The 20,483-nt window shown below is 71.7% G+C and carries 22 protein-coding genes, 2 pseudogenes and 1 riboswitch; of the genes and pseudogenes, 11 read left to right on the top strand and 13 right to left on the bottom strand.

All coding sequences use genetic code 11. The features are described from left to right. Positions 1 to 6: 6 nt before the first annotated feature. Together F9278_RS05655 and F9278_RS05660 are read right to left on the bottom strand one after the other, a co-directional pair. A complete protein-coding gene (locus tag F9278_RS05655; protein ID WP_152167273.1) occupies positions 7 to 381 on the bottom strand; it encodes a hypothetical protein in 375 nt (124 codons plus the stop codon). 9 nt (positions 382 to 390) lie between these two features. Next, complete coding sequence (locus tag F9278_RS05660; RefSeq protein ID WP_152167274.1) at positions 391 to 1,158, bottom strand: LytR/AlgR family response regulator transcription factor; 768 nt, start codon at positions 1,156 to 1,158, stop codon at positions 391 to 393. A gap of 91 nt (positions 1,159 to 1,249) precedes the next feature. Here F9278_RS05660 and F9278_RS05665 point away from each other — a divergent pair, with 91 nt between their 5' ends. From F9278_RS05665 to rocD, 3 genes are all read left to right on the top strand, one after another. Continuing rightward, entirely contained in the window at positions 1,250 to 1,741 is a 492-nt protein-coding gene (locus tag F9278_RS05665) for an Lrp/AsnC family transcriptional regulator (RefSeq protein WP_152167275.1), read from the top strand. Positions 1,742 to 1,863: 122 nt separating this feature from the next. Further along, on the top strand, positions 1,864 to 2,694 hold the full coding sequence (ddaH, locus tag F9278_RS05670; RefSeq protein WP_152167276.1) for a dimethylargininase: 831 nt from the start codon (positions 1,864 to 1,866) through the stop codon (positions 2,692 to 2,694). A gap of 25 nt (positions 2,695 to 2,719) precedes the next feature. Beyond that, on the top strand, positions 2,720 to 3,946 hold the full coding sequence (gene rocD / locus F9278_RS05675) for an ornithine--oxo-acid transaminase (protein ID WP_152167277.1): 1,227 nt from the start codon (positions 2,720 to 2,722) through the stop codon (positions 3,944 to 3,946). Positions 3,947 to 4,099: 153 nt separating this feature from the next. Here rocD and F9278_RS05680 read toward each other — a convergent pair whose 3' ends face one another. Continuing rightward, positions 4,100 to 4,351, bottom strand: coding sequence for a hypothetical protein (locus F9278_RS05680; protein ID WP_193241383.1), 252 nt, complete (start codon positions 4,349 to 4,351; stop codon positions 4,100 to 4,102). A 198-nt stretch (positions 4,352 to 4,549) separates the two neighbouring features. On the opposite strand from F9278_RS05680, the gene F9278_RS46905 reads away from it, so the two are divergent. The 3 genes from F9278_RS46905 to F9278_RS05690 are packed head-to-tail and all read left to right on the top strand — an operon-like array spanning position 4,550 to position 6,160. Further along, positions 4,550 to 5,167 carry a sugar diacid recognition domain-containing protein gene (locus F9278_RS46905; RefSeq protein WP_226966649.1) on the top strand — a complete coding sequence of 206 codons (618 nt, stop codon included), beginning with the start codon at positions 4,550 to 4,552 and terminating at the stop codon, positions 5,165 to 5,167. Beyond that, a complete protein-coding gene (locus F9278_RS46910) occupies positions 5,079 to 5,846 on the top strand; it encodes a PucR family transcriptional regulator (RefSeq protein WP_264300163.1) in 768 nt (255 codons plus the stop codon). The genes F9278_RS46905 and F9278_RS46910 overlap by 89 nt, the downstream gene beginning before the upstream one ends. A 35-nt stretch (positions 5,847 to 5,881) precedes the next feature. Then, positions 5,882 to 6,160: a hypothetical protein gene (locus tag F9278_RS05690; protein ID WP_152167278.1), complete on the top strand. Its 279-nt coding sequence runs from the start codon at positions 5,882 to 5,884 to the stop codon at positions 6,158 to 6,160. Here F9278_RS05690 and F9278_RS05695 read toward each other — a convergent pair. After that, positions 6,133 to 8,256: a PP2C family protein-serine/threonine phosphatase gene (locus tag F9278_RS05695; protein ID WP_152167279.1), complete on the bottom strand. Its 2,124-nt coding sequence runs from the start codon at positions 8,254 to 8,256 to the stop codon at positions 6,133 to 6,135. The two genes, F9278_RS05690 and F9278_RS05695, sit on opposite strands and share 28 nt — an antisense overlap. A 320-nt stretch (positions 8,257 to 8,576) precedes the next feature. Here F9278_RS05695 and F9278_RS05700 point away from each other — a divergent pair, with 320 nt between their 5' ends. Both F9278_RS05700 and F9278_RS05705 read left to right on the top strand, forming a co-directional pair. Further along, positions 8,577 to 9,305: a lysophospholipid acyltransferase family protein gene (locus tag F9278_RS05700; RefSeq protein ID WP_152167280.1), complete on the top strand. Its 729-nt coding sequence runs from the start codon at positions 8,577 to 8,579 to the stop codon at positions 9,303 to 9,305. A gap of 88 nt (positions 9,306 to 9,393) precedes the next feature. After that, a pseudogene (locus tag F9278_RS05705) lies at positions 9,394 to 9,708 on the top strand (hypothetical protein); the annotation flags it as partial. Positions 9,709 to 9,771: 63 nt separating this feature from the next. Here the strand turns inward: F9278_RS05705 and F9278_RS05710 are convergent. The 8 genes from F9278_RS05710 to F9278_RS05745 all read right to left on the bottom strand — a co-directional run bounded on the left by F9278_RS05710 (position 9,772) and on the right by F9278_RS05745 (position 17,080). After that, the gene (locus tag F9278_RS05710) at positions 9,772 to 11,361 is read right to left on the bottom strand and encodes an alpha/beta hydrolase (protein WP_152167281.1); all 1,590 of its coding nucleotides are present in this window, start codon (positions 11,359 to 11,361) and stop codon (positions 9,772 to 9,774) included. A gap of 164 nt (positions 11,362 to 11,525) precedes the next feature. Next, positions 11,526 to 12,302 carry an urease accessory protein UreD gene (locus tag F9278_RS05715; protein ID WP_226966651.1) on the bottom strand — a complete coding sequence of 259 codons (777 nt, stop codon included), beginning with the start codon at positions 12,300 to 12,302 and terminating at the stop codon, positions 11,526 to 11,528. Further along, positions 12,299 to 12,988: an urease accessory protein UreG gene (gene ureG, locus F9278_RS05720; RefSeq protein WP_152167283.1), complete on the bottom strand. Its 690-nt coding sequence runs from the start codon at positions 12,986 to 12,988 to the stop codon at positions 12,299 to 12,301. The genes F9278_RS05715 and ureG overlap by 4 nt, the downstream gene beginning before the upstream one ends. Before the next feature lie 256 nt (positions 12,989 to 13,244). Then, on the bottom strand, positions 13,245 to 13,919 hold the full coding sequence (locus F9278_RS05725; protein WP_152167284.1) for an urease accessory protein UreF: 675 nt from the start codon (positions 13,917 to 13,919) through the stop codon (positions 13,245 to 13,247). Beyond that, positions 13,919 to 15,640 carry an urease subunit alpha gene (locus tag F9278_RS05730; RefSeq protein WP_152167285.1) on the bottom strand — a complete coding sequence of 574 codons (1,722 nt, stop codon included), beginning with the start codon at positions 15,638 to 15,640 and terminating at the stop codon, positions 13,919 to 13,921. The genes F9278_RS05725 and F9278_RS05730 overlap by 1 nt, the downstream gene beginning before the upstream one ends. Beyond that, the gene (locus F9278_RS05735; protein ID WP_152167286.1) at positions 15,633 to 15,944 is read right to left on the bottom strand and encodes an urease subunit beta; all 312 of its coding nucleotides are present in this window, start codon (positions 15,942 to 15,944) and stop codon (positions 15,633 to 15,635) included. The genes F9278_RS05730 and F9278_RS05735 overlap by 8 nt, the downstream gene beginning before the upstream one ends. 10 nt (positions 15,945 to 15,954) lie before the next feature. Then, positions 15,955 to 16,257 (bottom strand): urease subunit gamma, encoded by a 303-nt coding sequence (locus F9278_RS05740; RefSeq protein WP_152173719.1) that lies wholly within the window; start codon positions 16,255 to 16,257, stop codon positions 15,955 to 15,957. A 193-nt stretch (positions 16,258 to 16,450) separates the two neighbouring features. Then, positions 16,451 to 17,080, bottom strand: coding sequence for a TetR/AcrR family transcriptional regulator (locus tag F9278_RS05745; RefSeq protein ID WP_152167287.1), 630 nt, complete (start codon positions 17,078 to 17,080; stop codon positions 16,451 to 16,453). A 302-nt stretch (positions 17,081 to 17,382) separates the two neighbouring features. On the opposite strand from F9278_RS05745, the pseudogene F9278_RS05750 reads away from it, so the two are divergent. Continuing rightward, positions 17,383 to 18,389 (top strand): annotated as a pseudogene (locus F9278_RS05750) (ABC transporter permease). A gap of 159 nt (positions 18,390 to 18,548) precedes the next feature. Here F9278_RS05750 and F9278_RS05755 read toward each other — a convergent pair. After that, a complete protein-coding gene (locus tag F9278_RS05755) occupies positions 18,549 to 18,827 on the bottom strand; it encodes a type II toxin-antitoxin system Phd/YefM family antitoxin (RefSeq protein WP_152167288.1) in 279 nt (92 codons plus the stop codon). A gap of 143 nt (positions 18,828 to 18,970) precedes the next feature. Here F9278_RS05755 and F9278_RS05760 point away from each other — a divergent pair, with 143 nt between their 5' ends. Together F9278_RS05760 and F9278_RS05765 are read left to right on the top strand one after the other, a co-directional pair. Continuing rightward, positions 18,971 to 19,612, top strand: a complete 642-nt coding sequence (locus F9278_RS05760) for an ATP-dependent Clp protease proteolytic subunit (protein WP_152167289.1) — start codon at positions 18,971 to 18,973, stop codon at positions 19,610 to 19,612. Positions 19,613 to 19,619: 7 nt separating this feature from the next. Then, positions 19,620 to 19,937, top strand: a complete 318-nt coding sequence (locus tag F9278_RS05765; RefSeq protein ID WP_152167290.1) for a hypothetical protein — start codon at positions 19,620 to 19,622, stop codon at positions 19,935 to 19,937. Between the two features lie 372 nt (positions 19,938 to 20,309). Then, positions 20,310 to 20,480, top strand: a riboswitch (cyclic di-AMP (ydaO/yuaA leader). Positions 20,481 to 20,483: the final 3 nt, after the last annotated feature.

Raw genomic sequence — 20,483 nt, forward strand, 5'->3', positions numbered from 1 at the left:
ATCGCCTCAGCGGTCCTCGACGAGTCGGACGAGGTCCTGTTCGTTGCGTTCGGCGCGGCGTACGTGCCAGTACGCGAGGAGGACCAGCGGGGGGTAGACGGCGAAGCCGAGGAGGGCCCATTCCAGGCCGGCGCCGTCCGGCATCGCGGCGAAGACCAGGGGCAGCGGGGCGACCAGCAGGACCAGGACCGTGAACACGGCGAGGGCGGCGCGGAGTTGGCTGCGCATGAGGGAGCGGACGTAGGTGTGGCCGAGAGTGGTCTGTTCGTCGATCTCGGTGCGGGGGCGCTGGTGGTGGCCGGTGGTGCGCCGGGTGCGCCGGGGCACCCCGGTGACGACGACACGGCGCTCGGCGGGGCGCTCGCTGGGGTCGTGCGGCATGGCGGCTCCTCAGCCCGTGGTCCGGCGCATCAGCAGATCGCGCAGTTCGCGTGCGTGGCGGCGGCTGACCTGGAGTTCCACGGGGCCGACGAGGACGCTGACCGTGCCCGCGTCCAGGCGGAGTTCGCCGACGTGCCGCAGGGCGACGAGATGGCGGCGGTGGATGCGGACGAACCCGCGTGCGCGCCAGCGCTCTTCGAGGGTGGACAGGGGGATGCGGACGAGGTGGCTGCCCTGGGGGGTGTGGAGTCGGGCGTAGTCGCCCTGGGCCTCGACGTGGGTGATGTCGTCGACGGCGACGAAGCGGGTCACCCCGCCGAGTTCGACGGGGATGTGGTCGGGGTCGGGTTCGTGGACCGGTATCTGCGGGGCCGGGGCGGTGGTCGCCTCGCGGAGTTGGACGGCCCGGCGTATCGCCTCGGCGAGACGTTCGCGGCGGACGGGTTTGAGGACGTAGTCGACGGCCTTGAGGTCGAAGGCCTGGACGGCGAAGCCCTCGTGCGCGGTGACGAAGACGACGAGCGGGGGCCGGGCGAATCCGGTGAGGAGACGGGCGAGGTCCAGACCGTCGAGTCCGGCCATGTGGATGTCGAGGAAGACGACGTCGATCGCCTCGGGCCCGTCGGGGCCCGACTCCAGGGCCCGGTTGATCCGCCGCAGCGCCTCGGTGGCGTCGCTCGCGCCCTCGGCGCTGCCGACCCGTGGATCCGCGTTCAGCAGGTACAGCAGTTCCTCCAGGGAGGGTTTCTCGTCATCGACGGCGAGCGCGCGCAGCATGAACGTGGAGTGTAGGAGCAATTCGCACGCCTGCACACGGGCGCGCGCCGCGCGGGGCTCGCACAGGGGGGTCGCTGGATACAGTGCCCGCATGAGCAGCAAGTCCGCGGCGTTCGACGAACTCGACCGGAAGATCATCACGGCGTTGATGGCGAACGCGAGGACCAGCTTCGCCGAGATCGGCTCGGCCATCGGTCTTTCGGCCACCGCGGTCAAGCGGCGGGTGGACCGGTTGCGGGAGACCGGGGTGATCACCGGTTTCACGGCCACGGTGCAGCCGGCGGCGCTCGGCTGGCGCACGGAGGCGTATGTGGAGGTGTACTGCGAGGGCGCGGCGCCGCCCCGGCGGCTCGCGGAGGTGGTGCGCAACCATCCGGAGATCACCGCGGCGATGACGGTGACCGGGGGCGCGGACGCGCTGCTGCATGTCCGGGCCGTCGACGTGGAGCACTTCGAGGAGGTGCTGGAGCGGATCCGCGCCGAGCCGTTCATCCGGAAGACGATCAGTTACATGGTGCTGTCGCACCTGCTGCCGGAGGCTCCGGAGGCCGGTGCGACCCAGGACGCAGCGAACATGCGCTGAGTGCGATCGATACGCAGCATTACTGCGCGAACACGCAACGTTCGTTCCTTGTCGTGCGCCTGGCCTGATTCCTACCGTGGTGTCATCCCAGCCGACACTCGCAGGAAGCGGAGAAACCCTCTGTGCCCGACAGCCGTGTGCCGCGCCTTCGGCGCTTTCTCGTCTGTGAACCCAGACACTTCGCCGTGCAGTACTCGATCAATCCCTGGATGCATCCGGACACCCCCGTGGACGTCGATCTCGCCCAGGATCAGTGGCGGGAGCTGATCCACGCCTACCGGACCCATGGCCACACCGTGGACAGTGTGGAGCCGGTGGCGGCGCTGCCCGACATGGTGTTCGCGGCCAACTGCGCGCTCGTCCTCGGCGGCCGGGTCCTCGGCTCGCTGTTCCACGCGCCGGAGCGGCGCCCCGAGTCCACCGCCTACGACTCCTGGTTCAAGAGCGCCGGGTACGAGGTGTTCCGGTCGGAGTCGGTGTGCGAGGGAGAGGGCGATCTGGTGCCGACCGGTCGCCATCTGCTCGCCGGGACCGGCTTCCGCACCACCCGGGAGGCCCATCGCCAGGCGCAGGAGTTCTTCGGCGTCCCCGTGATCAGCCTCCAGCTGGTGGACCCGCGTTTCTACCATCTGGACACCGCGCTGTTCGTCCTCGACGACGGGAGCGACGGCTCCCCCGGGAACATCGCGTACTACCCGGAGGCCTTCTCGCCCGGCAGCCGCGCGGTCCTCGCCCGGCTGTACCCGGACGCGGTGATCGCGACCCGTGAGGACGCCATGGCCTTCGGTCTGAACTCGGTGTCCGACGGCCGTCATGTCTTCATCTCGCCCCGCGCCAAGGAACTCGCGGACCAGCTCGCCCGGCAGGGCTACGTTCCCGTCCCCGTCGACCTGTCGGAGTTCCAGAAGGCCGGCGGCGGCATCAAGTGCGTCACCCAGGAGATCCGCCCGTGACCCGCACGACCCAGGAGGTCCGCTCATGACCGCCCCCGTCCACACGCGTTCGTCGGCCGACCTCATCCGCGCCGAGGAGCCCGTCCTCGCGCACAACTACCACCCGCTGCCCGTGGTCGTCGCCCGCGCCGAGGGCACCTGGGTGGAGGACGTCGAGGGCCGTCGCTATCTGGACATGCTGGCCGGGTACTCCGCCCTGAACTTCGGCCACCGCCACCCGGCGCTGATCGAGGCCGCGCACCGCCAGCTCGACACGCTCACCCTCACCTCGCGGGCCTTCCACAACGACCGGCTCGCCGAGTTCGCCGAGTCCCTGGCCGCGCTGACCGGCCTGGACATGGTGCTGCCGATGAACACGGGCGCCGAGGCCGTGGAGAGCGCGATCAAGGTGGCCCGCAAATGGGCGTACGACGTGAAGGGCGTCCCCGCCGACCGCGCCACCATCGTGGTCGCCGCCGACAACTTCCACGGCCGTACGACGACGATCGTCAGCTTCTCCACGGACCCGGTGGCGCGGGACGGCTTCGGCCCGTTCACGCCCGGTTTCCGGGTGGTCCCGTACAACGATCTCGCCGCGCTGGAGGCGGCGATCGACGAGACGACGGCCGCGGTGCTGATCGAGCCCATCCAGGGCGAGGCGGGGGTGCTGATCCCGGACGACGGCTATCTGCGCGGGGTCCGTGAGCTGACCCGCCGCACGGGCTGTCTGTTCATCGCGGACGAGATCCAGTCGGGCCTCGGCCGCACCGGGCGGACGCTCGCCGTCGAGCACGAGGACGTCGAGCCGGACGCCGTGCTGCTGGGCAAGGCGCTCGGTGGCGGCATCGTGCCGGTGTCGGCGGTGGTGGCCCGCCGGGAGGTGCTGTCGGTGCTGCGTCCCGGTGAGCACGGGTCGACGTTCGGCGGCAATCCCCTCGCGGCGGCGGTCGGTTCGGCGGTGGTCGAGCTGCTGCGCACCGGGGAGTTCCAGCGCCGGGCCACCGAACTCGGCGCGGTCCTGCGGGACGGCCTCACCGGACTCGTCGGCCGGGGTGTGCTCGGCTTCCGGGCACGCGGCCTGTGGGCGGGCGTCGACATCGACCCCGCGATCGGCACGGGCCGGGAGATCAGCCACCGCCTCATGGACCGCGGCGTCCTGGTCAAGGACACCCACGGCTCCACGATCCGTCTGGCCCCACCCCTGACGATCACGGCGCCGGAACTCCGCTCGGCGCTGGGGACGCTGGGGGAGGTTCTGGAAGAGGGTTCCTGAGAGCCGGAGTGCAACACCCGCGCCCCAAAAGGGGCGCGGGGAACTGCGCGGGCAACCACGACGAACCCGCACCCGGGGGTCGAAGGGGCACAGCCCCTGGGGAAGGGAAGGGAAGGGAAGGGAAGGGGCGGCGGGGGCGAAGAAGCCCGGCGGTCAGCCGAGTTTCTTGGCGATCCGGTTGAGGACGTCGCCGTCCGGCCCGACGATCCTGTCGCCCTGGACGCTGGTGTACGGCGCGTACGGCTGGACGGCGACCTTGATGACGCCCGGGGTGAGGGTGCCCAGCGCGGCGGTCTTCGCGGACACGTTCTTCGGGCCGTCGTCACCGTCCCCACCACAGGCGGCGACGGTGGACAGCAGGAGGGTGGCGGACAGGGCGGCGGCAAGCGAGCGCAGACGGTTCATCGGGGTGGGCCTTCCAGATCGGCCTGCGGGAACCCGCCGTTCACCGCGGTGTGCCTCGGCGGGAGGTGATGGGCCCAAAGGCTACGAGCGGGCCGGTCACGGGTCACTGTTCGCTTCGTACGGACTTGTGGTGGACAGCGCCCCCTCCGCTGTACGGTGCGTCCAGCTCCGGTCCATCCCCCGACGGGAGGAACACCCGTGCTGAGCCCGTCACTCGCGCAGGAGATCGCCGGGGACACCTCCGCGGTCATCGGTTTCAACGTGCTGATCACCGATGCGGAGGGCATGGTCATCGGCAGCGGCGACGGCAGCCGGGTCGGCACCTTCCACGAGGCCTCCGTCGAGGTGATCCGCACCCAGGAACCGGCCGCGCACAGCGCCCCGGAGGCCCTCAGGCTGCGGGGTGTGCGGCCCGGGGTCACTCTGCCGCTGGTCACGGACGGGCAGGCGGTGGGCACGGTCGGGATCACCGGGACCCCCGCCCAGGTCCGGCGGTTCGGTCTGCTGGTGAAGCGGCAGACGGAGATCCTGCTGCGGGAGTCGGTGATGCTGCGTTCCCGGCTGCTCGCCGAGCGGGCGGCCGAGAAGCTGTTCGCGGACCTCTCCTCCTACGACCCCCAGGTCGTCGAGGGCGACTTCCTGCACTTCCGGGCGGCCGAGCTGGGGTTCGATCTGCGGCTGCCCCGGGTCGCGGTGGCCCCGGGTCGCGGTGGCCTTCGAGGTGACCGTGGCCGAGCCGGGCGGCCGACGGCACGGCGGAGCGCCTGCCCGGGACATGGCATTGGTCCGCTCGGAGCTGCTCCGCACGGTCCGTGAGGTCTTCGCCGACCCGCAGGACATCGTCGCCACCACGGCCCCGGGCCGGATCGGTGTGCTGCACCGGCTGCGGGCCGACCGGGCGACGGCGTCCCTGGTGGCCGACTGCCGCCGGGTCGCCGATGTCATCGCCGCGCAGAACTCCCTCACGGCCCGCGCCGGGATCGGTGAACCGGCGGACTCCGTCGGCGCCCTCCACGACTCCTACCAGGACGCCTGTGACGCGCTCCGGCTGACCGCCCGGCGGACGGGCGGTCCGGCCGGGCGGCCGGGGGCCGGCGGGGCCGGTGCCCCGGTCCATCTGATCGCCGAGCTGCGGATCCACCAGGTTCTGGCGGCGGTGGGCCAGCCCGCGCGCGGGCGGCTGCTGGCGACGACCGCGGCCGAGCTGCGGGCCCAGCCGGACTGGCCGGTGCTCCGGGACACGGTCACCGCGTGGTGCGAGGGCGGCTTCAATCTCGTCCGGGCGGCCGAGGCACTGCACGTGCACCGGAACACCGTGGTCTACCGGATGCAGAAGATCGAGCGGCTGACCGGTCGGCCGCTGCGTGACCACCGCGCCACGATGGCCCTGTATCTCGCCTGTCTGTCCGACGAGTTGGGCGGGGCGCCCGAGACACCCGCGCGGCCCAAGGAGATCGCGGTCGACTTGCCGCCGAGGCCCAGGCGCACAAGCTGAGAGGAGGTCGTTCACTTCCCGGAAGGACATCCATCATGGCGACGGTCCGCAAGCACGACGGTGAACCGCAGACCCTCGAAGTCTTCGAGATCGAGTTCGACGAAGGGGACTGGGAGGCCATGAGCCCCGACCCCGAGCGGTTCTTCAGGGAGCTGCTGGAGCCGGACTACAAGGTCAACGGCATCTGTATCGACACCAGGAACGCCGGCCGTCTCGCCCGGGATGAGCTGGTGGCGACGAGTTTCGTCAGGCTGGTCCACATCAGCGGTGGGCCCTTCGACTCGTACTACGTCTGGCCCGAGCTGCCGATGTGAGGTGCCGTACCGGCGTGCGGTCGCAGCAGGAGCAGGGCGATGTCGTCGGTGCGCCGGGTGTGCTGGACGAGGCTGTCCACGAGCTGGTGCAGGGGGAGGTCGCCGGACGTGCCGAGGTGTTCGGCGAGGTCGGCGATGGTCCCGGTGATGTCGCTGCCGGGGTCCTCCACGAGACCGTCGGTGTAGAGGGCGAGGAGGGTTTCCGGGCCCAGGGAGAGCGTGGTGAGCGGGTAGGCGGGGGTCCCGATGCCGATGCCGAGCGGCGGGCCGGGACAGATGTGGACGGGGTGGGTGCGGTGGTCGGGGTGGCGCAGCAGTGGGGGCGGGTGTCCGGCGCTGGCGAGCGTGACCTGGTGGCGGGCGAGGTCGAGGTGGGCGTAGAGGCAGGAGACGAAACGGCTGGCGTGCAGGTCGGCGAGGTCGCGGTCGGTGCGGGTGAGGACCTGGTCGGGGGTGGCGCCGGCCGTGGCGTGCGAGTGGACGGCCATCCGGACCTGGCCCATGAGGGCCGCCGCCGTCATGTCGTGGCCCTGGACGTCCCCGATGACCGCGGCGGCGGTGGTGTCGGTGAGCCGGATCAGGTCGTAGAAGTCGCCGCCGATGTCCATGCCGTGGCTGGCGGGGAGATAGCGGGCGGCGACGTCCAGTCCGGTGACGGTGGGCAGGGCGTGCGGCAGCAGGGTCTGCTGGAGGGCGTGGGCGAGGTTGTGCTGGGCGTCGTAGAGGCGGGCGCGGTCCAGGGCCTGGGCGATGAGCCCGGCGAGGGGCGTGAGGATGGAGCGTTCGGCGGCGGTGAAGGGGTGGGGTTCGTTGTAGGCGAGGAGCAGACAGCCGATGGGGTGGCCGGAGCTGAGCAGCGGCAGGAAGGCCCACGCGTGCTTGTCGGTGATCTGCGGGGCCCTCGGGTAGAGGCGGGAGAGTTCGCCGCGGTCGGCGAAGAACGAGGAGGCGCCGGTGGTCAGGGTGCGGCCGGCGGGGGTCAGGTCGGCGTCCGTGGGCAGTCCGTCGAACTGCTCGATGACGGCGGGGTCGTAGCCGCGGTGTCCGATGATCTGTATGCGGTCGGCGTCGGCGGTGGACATGATCATGCCGTGGGCGCCGAACGCGGGCAGGATCCGCTCGGCGACGAGGTCGACGACGTCCTGGACGCCGAGGGTCTCGGTCAGTGCCGCCGCCAGCGCCATCAGCAGATGGATACGGCTGTGCGAGGGGGTGCCGGTGAAGGTCGGCCGGGCGCCGGGCGGCCGGGTGGTGGGGTCGGGGGCGATAAGGACGCTGGTGCCGGTGTCGTCCGTGTGCAGGCGGAGGTCGAGCCACTGGTCCGGTGGGCGCAGGACGGTCAGGGCGACGGGCTCGCGGCTGCTCACGGCGGTGCGGTAGGCGTCCATGTACGCGATGTTGTCGAGCCAGGTCAGTGACTTCCACGGCTGGGTCCCCACCAGCCGCTCTACCGGACTGCCGAGCAGATCGGCCGCCGCCGCGTTCATGTAGGTGACGCAGCCGCCCAGGTCGAGGCCGAGGGCGCCGAGGGGCAGCCGTTCCACCAGCTGGGCGGCGGCGAGCCCGGACCTCGGTCTCGGCTCCGCGTGGTGGGGGCGGACGAAGCGTGGCCGGTCCGGAATGACCGGGGGGTGGGCGGCGGCGTCGAGGACCCGGGCGATCCGGCCGGCGCCGGCCACGATGTCCTCGCGCTCGCGGCGGCTGAGCCGGGGCGAGCGGCCGGGGGGCCACATCAGCAGCAGCGCGCCCCGGCAGTGCCGGACGTCTCTGAGCGGTACGACCGCGAAGGCGACCTGGTACGGGATGCTCGCCGCGACGCGCGGGTAGCTGCGGGCCAGCTCGTCCAGGGAGCTGACCCAGACGAGCCGCTCGTTGCGTACGGCGTCCTGGGTCGGACCGTGCACGGAGAAGGGGGCCCGCCACCATGGTGCGAAGGCGTCGACCGGGATGCCGCACAGGGCGATGAGGCCCACGACGGACTCCGTGGGGTCCAGCAGATAGACACCGCCGGACCGGGCGCCGGCCCGCCGCACCGCCGCCGCCAAGGTCTCACCGAGCGGATCGACCACACCCGGCTCCACACCGGACCCGGTCATGCGGCGCAACACCTGACGCCCATATGCCGACGCTAAGCCCCCACGCGGACGACGGCATGTGGATCAGTCACGTGGCCGGAGGGACAGGACGGGGCGGGACGAGGCGGGGTGCTCCGGTGACTCCGGCGCGGCTGTCTCCGGTCGAGAGCCGGGGGCCGGAAGTACGTGTGAGGGGATGCGGGGCGGGTACGGGTGCTCCCGGTGACGCGGCGTGTCGGGCTACGATCAATCGTCGACACGCGGGACGAGGCTCACCAGCGCTCATGCGCCTGACGCAACGTCAGCAAAGTTGGCCGATCCGGTAGCGCGAGGGAGACGCCGTGTTCTATTACCTGCTCAAGTACGTGCTTCTGGGGCCGCTGCTGAGACTGGTCTTCCGGCCTCGCATCGAAGGCCTCGAACACGTGCCGTCGTCGGGCGCGGCCATCGTCGCCGGCAACCACCTGTCCTTCTCGGACCATTTCCTGATGCCGGCGATCCTCAAGCGCCGCATCACCTTCCTGGCGAAGGCCGAGTACTTCACCGGCCCGGGTCTCAAGGGCCGGCTGACGGCGTTCTTCTTCCACAGCGCCGGGCAGATCCCGGTCGACCGCTCCGGCAAGGACGCGGGTCAGGCCGCCATCCGCGAGGGTCTCGGCGTGCTGGGCAAGGACGAACTCCTCGGCATCTACCCGGAGGGCACCCGCTCGCACGACGGCCGCCTCTACAAGGGCAAGGTCGGCGTCGCGGTCATGGCGCTCAAGGCCCGGGTGCCCGTGATCCCCTGCGCCATGATCGGCACCTTCGAGGCGCAGCCCCCGGGCAAGGTCATCCCCAACATCCACCCCGTCGTCATCCGCTTCGGCAAGCCCCTCGACTTCTCCCGCTACGAGGGCATGGAGAACGAGAAGGCCGTCCTGCGCGCCATCACGGACGAGATCATGTACGCGATCCTCACGCTCTCCGAGCAGGAGTACGTCGACCAGTACGCGGCCGTGGTGAAGGCGGAGGAGGCCGCGGCGGCGAAGGCCGCGAAGGAGCGCAAGTTTCCGCGCATGCCGTTGAGTTGAGCAAGGCGCCACGTACGGCACCGAGTTGGTTCAGGGAGCCGGGCGGCCGGGCGTTCTGCCAGGAGCAGATCCTCACCGCGGCCGGGGCGTGGGCGTCGTACGGTCGGGGCATGACACGACGGGCTGTGGTGATCGGGCGACGGGACAGATCGGGCGCGTGGCCGTGGACGCGCCGGCGCGGGACGGCTGGGCTGTGACGGCCGTCCCGCGGGGCGGCGGCCGGGACGCCGACCGGCCGGAGGAGGTACGGACCGTACCGGCCGACCGGGGTGACGACGCGGCGCTGGCGGCGACGATCGGCGACGGCCGCGACGTGCTGGTGGACATGGTCGCGTACGGACCGGAACACGCCCGGCAGTTGCTGGCGGTGGCCGACCGGGTCGGGGCGGCGGTCGGGGTGACCGTGTGAGCAGAGGGGGGAGGGGGCGACCGATTTCGTCGGTCACCCCCTCCCCCTCTCATGGCCCTACGGCGTCGGTGTGGCGTGCGGAGCGCACTTCACATCGGCCTTGCCCACCTTGCCGGTGAGCAGATAGGTGTCGACCCGCTCGTTGACGCACGGGTTGACCAGACCGGTGACTCCGTGGGAGCCGGCCTTGGTCTCCGTGATCAGACGCGAGCCCTTGAACCGCTTGTGCAGCTCGACGGCACCCTCGTACGGGGTGGCCGCGTCCCGCTCGGACTGGACGATCAGGACGGGCGGCAGGCCCTTCTTCGTCTTCACGTCCACGGGGGTGTACTGCTGGGACTGCCAGGTGGCGCACGGCAGGTTCATCCAGGCGTTGGCCCAGGTCATGAACGGGTGCTTCTTGTGCAGCTCGGTGTTGTCGCGGTCCCACTTCTTCCAGCTGGTGGGCCACTTGGCGTCGGTGCACTCGACCGCCGTGTAGACGGCGTTGCCGTTCTCCGAGGCGGCGTTGCCCGCGGTGTCGGTGAGGTCCGGGGCGGCGGCGTCGACCAGCGCCTGGGTGTCACCGGCGGCGTACTCGCTCCACACCCGCGCGGTGGGCGCCCACGCGGAGTCGTAGTACGGGGCGCTCTGGAAGAAGGAGATCAGCTCGGCCGGGCCGACGAGGCCGCCGAGGGGCTTCTCCTTCGCGGTGGCGCGCAGCTCCAGCCACTTCGCCTGCACCTTGGCCTGGGTGTTCCCGAGGTGGTACGTCGCGTCGTTGGCCGCGACCCACTTCGTCCAGTCCTTCCAGCGGGTCTCGAAGGCGACGTCCTGGTCCAGGTTGGCCTGGTACCAGATCTTCTCGCGCGAGGGGTTCACCACGCTGTCGACGACCATGCGGCGCACATGGTCGGGGAAGAGGGTCCCGTAGACGGCGCCGATGTACGTGCCGTAGGAGACACCGAGGAAGTTGAGCTTCTTCTCCCCCAGGGCGGCCCGGATGACATCCAGGTCGCGCGCGGTGTTCGGGGTCGTCATGTGCGGCAGCATCGCGCCGCTGCGCTTCTTGCAGCCTGCCGCGTAGTCGGCGGCGATCTTGCGCTGCTTGCGCTTGTCGGCCTCGGAGTCCGGGACCGGGTCCGTCTTCGGCGCCTTCACGAACTCCTGCGGGTCGACGCAGGAGATGGGCGCCGACTTGCCGACGCCCCGCGGGTCGAAGCCCACGAAGTCGTACGCCTCGGACGTGTTGACCCACAGCGGGGCCTTGGTGGTGACCCGGCGCGGGAAGCGCAGCCCCGAGCCGCCCGGACCGCCCGGGTTGTAGACGAGCGCGCCCTGCCGCTCCTTCTTCGTGCCGGTGCTGCCGATCCGGTCCACGGCCAGCTTGATCTGCTTGCCGTTCGGCTTGGCGTAGTCCAGCGGCACGGTGACCCAGCCGCACTTGATCGGCTTCTCCAGGCCCCAGCTCTCGGGGCAGTCCTGCCAGGTGATGCCCTTCTTCGCCGCCTTCGCGGCGGCGACCGCCACGCCCTTGGCCTCGCGGTCCTGCGTCCGCCCGCCGTCCGCGGCGCTGGCCACGGGGGCGGTCACGGCACCGGCTATCAGCGTCGCCGTGACGAGCAGTCCGGCGGAGCCGAACGCTGCCGCCCTGCTGGTCGGCCTCATACCTCTCAAGAGGGAACTCCCCGTACGTAGATTCGATGTTCGAATGGTCACGGGGATCCTCGTACCTGTGAGGCATCTGAGGACAGGGGGGCGAACAGTTCTTTACTAATCCGATAACCGGTGCGGCAAGTCCCGTTCAGCGGATGTCCGGTGCCAGGCCCCTCTCAGCCGTCCAGCTCGGCGAGGGCCTCGTCGAGCACCCGCCGCAGTCGCAGCGCGTCGGGCGCGAGCGCGCTGACGAGGACGGCGGGCCCGGCGAGCGGGGTGAGGACGGCGGTCTCCCCCAGCACCCTGGGCGCGGGCGTCCGCTCGACGAACTCCGGCCGTACGACCACGAGTTGCCCCAACGCGCGGAGCCCGCCCAGCACGGCGGGCCCGTCCCAGCCGCCGGGCGCCCCCGGCCCGCACCCCACCTGCTGATCGAGCAACGGACGCCCGCCGAGCAGAACGGTCAGCCGGCTGGTGAGACGGCCGGGCTCCTCCCCCACCCGTCCGAGCACCTGCTCCTCCCGGAACACCAGCCGCGCCCCGGCGGCGAGGTCCACCCGCGTCGACACCGACAGATCGCTGCCGTTCGCGGAGATCAACTGCTCCGGCAGCCACCGCAGTTCACCTCCGGCGGCGACATCGATCCGTACGTCGTAGCGGGCCTCGCCCTTGGCCTGCCCCGGCAGCGCGATGGTCGCGGCGGCCGACCCGACGCGCAGCCGGGCCCCCTCGCCGACCTCCGCCTCGACGGCGAACCGATCCCCGCCGAGCGGCCCGCTCATGGCCCCGACGAGCATGATCCGCGCCTCGTCGCCGCTCCCCCGGGTGCGGCGCAGGGCGAGCGGCCCGTCGCTCTCCAGCACGGGCAGGGCCGTACCGCCCCGCCCGTCGGCACGGGCCGCGATACGGGCGGTGGCCCTGACCCCGGAGGTCCCTCGTACGCGTTCCGTCACTCTCCTACCGTCCACGCCGCGAGCTTCTCCCGCACCCAGGCGGCGACGTCCCCGACCCCGGCCTCGCTCCGCAGCGACTGGAACACCACCGGCAGCTCGGCGCGCTGCGCCTTCGCGTCCGCGGCCATCCGGGCGAGGTCGGACCCCACGTGCGGCGCGAGGTCCGTCTTGTTGACGACGAGCAGGTCGGCGGTGGTGACCCCGGGGCCGCCCTTGCGCGGGATGTCGTCCCCGCCGGCCACGTCGATGACGAAGATCTGCGCGTCCACGAGCCCCTTGGAGAAGGTGGCGGTGAGGTTGTCGCCCCCGGACTCGACGAGGATGAGGTCGAGCGGCCCGACCTCGTCCTCCAGATCCTCCACCGCTTCGAGGTTCGCGGAGATGTCGTCCCTGATCGCGGTGTGCGGGCACGCGCCCGTCTCCACGGCCGTGATCCGCTCCGGCGGCAGCACGGCCTCGCGCAGCAGGAACTCCGCGTCCTCCCGCGTGTAGATGTCGTTCGTCACCACCGCGAGCGACAGTTCGTCCCGCAGGGCCTGGCAGAGCGCGGCGACGGTGGCCGTCTTACCGGACCCGACGGGCCCACCGAGCCCGATCCGCAGCGCGCGACGCGTCCCATCGGGCCGGTGCGCGTCCGCGCCGATGGCCGCCGGGCCGTCGTGGGAGTGGGTGTGATCGAGATGCATGGCTAGCGGCTCCTGACGTTTGCTGGGTTCGCGGAAGGGCTCGGGGGATTCGGTGTGTCGGCGGGTGCGGGTGGGTGGGGGCTGGTCGCGCGGTTCCCCGCGCCCCTGAAAAAGCGGGCTGCGCCCTGCTTTTTCGGCCCGAAGAGCACGGGGCGCAGCCCCGGCTCTTCAGGGGCGCGGGGAACCGCGCGAGAAGCCCCACCGGACCCGCACTCGACAACACAGGACGGGTAGGGGCGGCGGGGGCGAGAACGGTTCAGGAGGCGAACAGCCGTACGGGCCAAGCCGCATGCACCTCCGCCCCGATCTCCCCCAACGGCCCGGAAGCCGCCGGCAGAACCCCGACACCCCCGCCCCCCACCCCCCGAGCCGCCTCCACCGCCGCCCCCACCACCACATCCATCTCAGGAGCCAACCGCGCCAACACCCCGGTCGCATCGAACGGATCAAGACTCAGCAACCGCACCGTCGCACTCGCCACCCCGCTCACACTCTCGTACACGGAGCAGTACGCCGCGTCGTCCGCCCCCAACCCGGCCGCACGAGCAGTCACCCCCAACACCACCGCCTGATGCGCCCCCTTGGGGAACTCCCGCGCCAGCGCGTCCAGTTCGGCCGAAGGCCAGGTCGCCCGCGCCGCCCGCGTCAACTGCCGCCCCAGCCGCCGCGAAGCGACCCGCAGCGCGAGCGACGGCGTACGGGCGTCGGCGGCCGAGTCCAGCTCGACCGGATCGACCCCCAGCGCGGCGGCGGCGGCGAGCGACGCGGACACCAGCCCGGCCGTGTGCAACCGCCCCCGGCAGAACGCCTCCAGGTCCGCCGCCCCGGTGATCCGCCCGGCCTTGACGGCCGCCTCGGCCCCGCCGGAGTGCGCGTGCCCCCCGGCGGGAAACCGGCCGTCGGCCAGTACGAGAAGAGTCGCCCTGGCCATCAGAAGAGGAAGTACCGCTGGGCCATGGGCAGTTCGGCGGCCGGAGTCGCCTCCACCAGCTCCCCGTCGATGTGCACGGCGAAGCTGTCAGGGTCGACCCGTACCTCGGGCCGCGCGTCGTTCTCGCGCATGTCGGCCTTGGTGACCCCGCGCGTCGACTCGATGGCGACGAACCGCTTCCCGAGCGAGAGCCGTTCCGGCAGCCCGTCCTCGATGGCGAGCGGCGCCACGAAGTTGAACGAGTTGGAGGCGGGTGCCCGCCCGACGGCCCCGAACATGGGACGCGGCAGGATCGGCTGCGGCGTGGGGATGGACGCGTTGGCGTCGCCCATCTGCGCGTACGCGATCTGCCCGCCCTTGATCACGAGCTGTGGCTTGACGCCGAAGAACGCGGGCTCCCAGACGGCGAGGTCGGCGAGCTTGCCCGTCTCGACGGAACCGATCTCGCGGGCGAGACCCTGCGCGAGGGCGGGGTTGATCGTGTACTTGGCGACATAGCGACGTACCCGGTGGTTGTCCGCGCGGCCGTCGCCCGGCAGCGCGCCCCGCCGCCGCTTCATCACATGCGCGGTCTGCCAGGTCCGCAGGATGACCTCGCCGACCCGGCCCATGGCCTGTGCGTCGGAGGAGATGATCGAGATCGCGCCGAGGTCGTGCAGGATGTCCTCGGCGCCGATGGTGGAGGGCCGGATCCGGGACTCCGCGAACGCGAGATCCTCGGGCACTGCCGCGTTCAGGTGGTGGCAGACCATCAGCATGTCGAGGTGTTCCTCGGCGGTGTTGACGGTGTAGGGCCGGGTCGGGTTGGTGGAGCTGGGCAGGACGTGCGGCTCGGACACCACGGTCATGATGTCGGGCGCGTGCCCGCCGCCCGCGCCCTCGGTGTGGTACGCGTGGATACCGCGTCCGCCGATCGCGGCGAGCGTGTCACCGACGAACCCGGCCTCGTTCAGCGTGTCCGTGTGGATGGCGACCTGGATACCGGTGCGGTCGGCGACGGTCAGGGACGCGTCGATGACGGCCGGGGTCGAGCCCCAGTCCTCGTGCAGCTTGAGACCGAGCGCGCCGCCGCGGATCTGGGACAGCATCGCCTCGTGCGAGACCGTGTTGCCCTTCCCCAGGAAGCCGATGTTGAGCGGGTAGTGCTCCATCGCCTCCATCATCCGGGCCAGATGCCAGGGGCCGGGGGTGACGGTCGTGGCCTTGGAGCCCTCGGCCGGTCCCGTACCGCCGCCGACCAGTGTGGTGACACCGGCCGACAGTGCCTCGTCGGCGATCTGCGGACAGATGAAGTGGACATGGGCGTCGACGCCGCCGGCGGTGACGATCCGCCCGTTGCCCGCGATGATCTCCGTCTCGGGGCCGATGACCAGGTCGGGGTGGACGCCGTCCATGGTGTCGGGGTTGCCGGCCTTGCCGATGCCGGTGATCCGGCCGTCGCGGATGCCGATGTCGGCCTTGACGATGCCCCAGTGGTCGATGATCACCGCGCCCGTGATGACGGTGTCCGGGGTGCCTTCTGCGCGCGTGGCGCGGGCCTGGCCCATGGACTCGCGGATGACCTTGCCACCGCCGAACACGGCCTCGTCACCGGCGAGTCCGGGGCCGCCGGAGCGGTCCTCCTCGATCTCGACGAGCAGATCGGTGTCGGCGAGCCGGATACGGTCACCGGTGGTCGGGCCGAACAGGTCGGCGTACGCGGCACGCGAGATCTCAGGCATCGAGGGCACCTCCGGTCTCCCCGCGCAGTCCGGGCACGACACGGGCGCCGGTGAGGGGGACGAGTTCGACGTCGACGGGGATCCCCGGCTCGAACCGGACGGCGGTGCCGGCCGCGACGTTCAGCCGCAGCCCGCGCGCGGCGGCACGGTCGAACTCCAGGCCGGGGTTGGCCTCCGCGAAGTGGTAGTGGGAGCCGACCTGGACGGGCCGGTCGGCGGCGTTGAGGACGGTGAGCCGGGTGACCTCACGGCCCTCGTTGTAGACGATCGGGTCCGCGGCGAAGAGGATCTCTCCGGGAATCATCGAGGCCCCCTCAGACGATCGGGTCGTGGACGGTGACGAGCTTGGTGCCGTCCGGGAAGGTCGCCTCGACCTGAACGTCGTGGATCATCTCGGGGATGCCCTCCATGACGTCGTCCCGGGTGAGCAACTTCCGCCCGGACACCATGAGTTCGGCCACCGTGCGGCCGTCCCGCGCGCCTTCGAGGAGGTGCGCGGTGATGAGCGCGACGGCCTCGGGGTGGTTCAGCTTCAGGCCGCGGGCCCGGCGCTTCTCCGCCACGTCGGCCGCCACATGGATCAGCAGCCTCTCCTGCTCGTGCGGGGTCAGTTGCACGGCGTCCACCTCACATCCTCGCTCCGGACCGTGCGGGATCCGGTTGCCTCGCCACCGGGCAAAATCGCTGGTGGCGTGGCCGCAGGCTAATTGGGTGGCGTTTCGGCGACGTTAACCGGACCGTGATCCGCGCGCGCCGCACCACCGGCCGCCCGGTCCGGGGCAGTCCCACTCGGTCCCGCGTCGGTCCGGGTCAGTCCCGGGCTTCCGGGTCGCCCATGCTCGTCAGCGCCTTCACACCCAGTTCGACCACCTGGATCGGTACGTCCCCGAAGAGCGCGTACTGGGCCGCGAAGCCCTGCGCCAGCGCGACCATCGTGCGGGCCACGCTCAGCGCGGGGATGTCGGCGCGCATCATCCCCGCGTCCTGGTACCCCTCGACGATCCTCACCCAGGGCTGACGAACCGTGACGAACCCCTCGACGAGGATGGCGTGCAGTTCGGGGTTGCGCAGCGTCTCGCCCCACACCTGCACCATCAGCCTCGGATACAGGGACTCCTCGGTCTCCCCCAGCGACGGCTGCCCGTGCAGGATCCGGCGCAGGACGGCCCCGATCAGGACGTCCGGCGGCGGGGGCGGGCTCTGGGCGGCGGCCTCCTCGAAGGCTCCGCGCACCCGGTCGAGGACCTCGCCGACGATCGCCGCGATCAGCTCCTCCTTGCCGGTGAAGTAGCGGTAGACCGCCCCGGCGGAGAGGTCGGCCTCCTTCAGCACGTCCTGCATCGAGGTGGCGTGGAAGCCGTTGCGGGCGAAGCAGCGGGCGGCGGCGTCGAGGATCTGGCGGCGGCGGGCGTCGAGACGCTCCTGGGATACGCGGGGCATACCGCCAAACGTAAAACGAACGTTCCTTCTTGACAAGGCGCAGCCACCGGGAGCATGGTGAAGTCAAGAAAAACGAACGATCCTTCTTTTTGGAGATCGTCGCCGCCGAGCGACCTCTCCCCCCACGGAAGCGACCCCACCGGCCGCTCCCCTCCCACCCAAGGAGAACCATGTCCGCCCCGTCCGCTGCACCCACCGCGGCCCAGGCCACCGGCACCGGCACCGGCACCGGCACCACTCCCGCCACTCCCGCCACCCCCGGCTCGGCGCCCTCGGCGCACTCGGCACCCCCGAGCCGCCGCATGATCGCGGTCGTCGTCCTGATCCCGCTGATCGCGGCGCTCGCCCTGTGGGCCTTCGCCTGGCCCAACGCCCGCACCGCCCCCGCGACCTGCCGCTCGGCGTGGCCGGACCGGCGACCGCCGTCGCCCAGGTCGAGCAGCAGCTCGAGCAGCGGGACGGCGCCTTCGAGATCCACCGCTACGCCGACGAGGCCGCCGCCCGGGACGCGATCGAGGACCGGACCGTATACGGCGCGGTGGTCGTCACCCAGGCGGGACCCAAGCTGCTCACCGCGTCGGCCGCGAGCCCGATGGTCGCCCAGCTGCTGCAGCAGGCGGTGGTCCAGCAGGCCGCCGCGGAGGGCGTCCAGGTGACGACCGACGACGTGGTGGCCGGTCCGGCGAACGACCCGCGCGGCTCGGCCTTCGGTTCGAGCGTGCTGCCGCTGGCCCTGGCCGGCACCGCCTCCGGCGCCATGGTCACGCTGCTCGGGCTGCGCCGGTGGCGTGCGGCCGGCGCGCTGGTCGGCGCCGCCGTCCTGGTCGGACTGGCCGCCACCGCGATCACGGACAGCTGGCTCGGTGTGCTCGGCGGGCACCGGTGGGCCGAGGCCGGCGTGCTGAGCCTGGCGACCCTGGCCGTCGGCGCCACCGTGGCCGGATTCGCCTCCCTGCTCGGCAAGGCGGGCCTGGGTCTGGGCGCCCTGCTGATCGTGTTCCTCGGCAACCCGTTCGCGGGCGCGTCCTCGGCACCCCAGATGCTGCCGGAGCCGGTGGGCGACCTCGGTCAGCTGCTCCCGCCGGGGGCGGGTGCGTCCCTGCTGCGCTCGGTGTCCTTCTTCGACGGCGCCGCCGCCCTCACCCCGGCCCTGGTCCTGACCACCTGGGCGACCCTCGGCCTGGCCGCCGTCCTCCTGGGCGATCTGCTCAAGCGGCGCCCGAAGCCCATCGGGCGGACCACCGCCGCCGCGGCGGCGGCTCCGGCTCCGGCTCCGGCTCCGGCTCCGGCTCCGGCTCCGGCGAGCTGACCGCTCCCGAGTCCGAGCCCGGCCACCACCGGAACCGTCCGTGCGCCCCCGCTGTAGCGGACGGGGGCGCACGGCCTCTTGCCATGTGGGCGGCGGGGCAGCGTCACGCGCCCTCGGCTTCACGCCACCGCCTTCACGCCACCGCCTTCGCGGCACCCGCTAGGAGGCCCCCGTCCCCCGATGCTCCGCCGCGATGCCGAACCGCTGCTGTTCCCTCGTCGCCGGTGTGACCTCACGGACTCGGGAGACGGCGCTGATCACCGGCTCGTCCGCGGGTTCCTGGAGGGCTTCGAGCTGCTCCAGGTCGGCGGCGGAGACCAGGGCGACGAGGGGCTTTCCGTGCCGCGTCACCACGACTCGCTCACCGCCGTAGACCACGCGGTTGATCAGATCGGCGAGCTCAGCCCTGGCTTGCGTCACCGGAATCTCGTAGGCCATGGAGTCCAGCTTAGACCGGGCACCGCGCGCCGCCCCGAGCGGAAGATCCCGTTCGCGGGGCGCCGTCTCTCGCCGGGCCCCTCCCCAGCCCCTCGTACGTCCTGTACATTCTGTACAGAAGCCGTTCCAGAGGAGGCGTCCCCATGCCCGCGAACCGACCGTCGGCCCGACATGTGCTGCCCGAGTTCACCGAGCGCACCGGTGCGGGTCACCGGACGATGGACCCGTACTCGAAGCTGCTGGAGGAACGGATCGTGTTCCTCGGGACACCGATCGACGACACGTCGGCGAACGACGTGATGGCGCAGTTCATGCATCTCGAGTACCAGGCGCCGGACCGCGACATCTCGCTGTACATCAATTCGCCGGGCGGCTCGTTCAGCGCGATGACGGCGCTCTACGACACGATCCGGTTCGTCACCTGCGATGTGGAGACCGTCTGTCTGGGGCAGGCGGGTTCGGCCGCCGCGGTGCTGCTGGCGGCGGGCACGCCCGGCAAGCGGTTCATGCTGCCGGGGGCGCGGGTGCTGATCCACCAGCCGGGGACGACCGACCGGATCGAGGGGCAGACGAGTGATCTGGTCATCCAGGCGGCGGAGTTGACGCGCAACCGCCGGATGCTGGAGGAGATGCTCGTCCGGCACACGGGGCGCGGCCCGGAGCGGATCGCCGCCGACATCGAGCGGGACCTGTTCCTCGACGCCGAGGCGGCGGTGGCGTACGGGTTGGCCGACCGGGTGATCCGGAGCCGCAAGGGCTCGCCCACGCTCCCCGGCGCGAGGTGAGGCGCGGATGCTGCCACCCGAACTGCCGCCGCTGCCCGCGCTCACCCGCGCCGAGGCGGAGCTGATCGACCGTTACCTGGACGTGGTCGATCTGCTCGGCCGGATCAATCCGGCCCGTCCGGGCGACACCTACCGCGGGTTGCGTGCGGCGCAGGCGCTCGTCGCGAAGGCGATCGCCCTGCGCGAGGCGCTCGAACTGATGCACAGGCGCGGGGAGAACGAGGTGCACGCCCCGACGCTCGCGCGGGCCCTGCGGGTCCTCGACGGCGAACGGCGGGCCGGCCGGGTGGCCCTGCCCCCGGAACCGGAGGACTCACCGACCTGAACCGATCCAGGCCCGCGCGCCGTACTACTGACGGGGCGTCCGGTCCGGGTTTCACGCCCTTCGGACGGCCTACCGCGATCGACCCATCGGCCCATACGTCGCAAGGACCTGTCAAGTTGCGCAACACGCCTGGTACATGGCCGGAGCACGCCATTCCGGTGCTGGTGCGGACCTCCTCGGCCACTTGGACACACCCGCCGAAATCCCCCTGTCCACCCGAACGGGGGAGTGGTGAGTAAGACCACAAATCCATGGTTCCGTTGGGATTTTCGGACGTCCGTGCGCCAAGATCCCTTCCTGACGACAAGCCCCCGCCGCAGCGGCGGGGCGATCCGGGTGGACGCCGAGTCCTGCCGCTACCCGGATGACCGGTCGACAGGAGTGCATCGGCAGGAGTGGAGGACCCAAGCACGACGGGTCGCCGGAACGGTCAACCCATGACCGGGCCGAGCAGCCCTTGGGGTGAAGCCGCGTCAGCGGCCGGGCAACTTCGCCAGCCCGAATCCGACAGGTCATCCTTCACAGGCGGCTGACGAAGGGTTGCGC

Origin of the sequence: Streptomyces phaeolivaceus (assembly GCF_009184865.1) — a bacterium.
Lineage (GTDB): Bacteria > Actinomycetota > Actinomycetes > Streptomycetales > Streptomycetaceae > Streptomyces > Streptomyces phaeolivaceus.

Coding starts and splice junctions, on each gene's coding strand:
- F9278_RS05655 (WP_152167273.1), bottom strand. CDS start 381: ATGCCGCACGACCCCAGCGAGCGCCCCGCCGAGCGCCGTGTCGTCGTC.
- F9278_RS05660 (WP_152167274.1), bottom strand. CDS start 1,158: ATGCTGCGCGCGCTCGCCGTCGATGACGAGAAACCCTCCCTGGAGGAA.
- F9278_RS05665 (WP_152167275.1), top strand. CDS start 1,250: ATGAGCAGCAAGTCCGCGGCGTTCGACGAACTCGACCGGAAGATCATC.
- rocD (WP_152167277.1), top strand. CDS start 2,720: ATGACCGCCCCCGTCCACACGCGTTCGTCGGCCGACCTCATCCGCGCC.
- F9278_RS05680 (WP_193241383.1), bottom strand. CDS start 4,351: ATGAACCGTCTGCGCTCGCTTGCCGCCGCCCTGTCCGCCACCCTCCTG.
- F9278_RS05690 (WP_152167278.1), top strand. CDS start 5,882: ATGGCGACGGTCCGCAAGCACGACGGTGAACCGCAGACCCTCGAAGTC.
- F9278_RS05695 (WP_152167279.1), bottom strand. CDS start 8,256: ATGACCGGGTCCGGTGTGGAGCCGGGTGTGGTCGATCCGCTCGGTGAG.
- F9278_RS05710 (WP_152167281.1), bottom strand. CDS start 11,361: ATGAGGCCGACCAGCAGGGCGGCAGCGTTCGGCTCCGCCGGACTGCTC.
- ureG (WP_152167283.1), bottom strand. CDS start 12,988: ATGCATCTCGATCACACCCACTCCCACGACGGCCCGGCGGCCATCGGC.
- F9278_RS05725 (WP_152167284.1), bottom strand. CDS start 13,919: ATGGCCAGGGCGACTCTTCTCGTACTGGCCGACGGCCGGTTTCCCGCC.
- F9278_RS05730 (WP_152167285.1), bottom strand. CDS start 15,640: ATGCCTGAGATCTCGCGTGCCGCGTACGCCGACCTGTTCGGCCCGACC.
- F9278_RS05735 (WP_152167286.1), bottom strand. CDS start 15,944: ATGATTCCCGGAGAGATCCTCTTCGCCGCGGACCCGATCGTCTACAAC.
- F9278_RS05745 (WP_152167287.1), bottom strand. CDS start 17,080: ATGCCCCGCGTATCCCAGGAGCGTCTCGACGCCCGCCGCCGCCAGATC.
- F9278_RS05755 (WP_152167288.1), bottom strand. CDS start 18,827: ATGGCCTACGAGATTCCGGTGACGCAAGCCAGGGCTGAGCTCGCCGAT.
- F9278_RS05760 (WP_152167289.1), top strand. CDS start 18,971: ATGCCCGCGAACCGACCGTCGGCCCGACATGTGCTGCCCGAGTTCACC.
- F9278_RS05765 (WP_152167290.1), top strand. CDS start 19,620: ATGCTGCCACCCGAACTGCCGCCGCTGCCCGCGCTCACCCGCGCCGAG.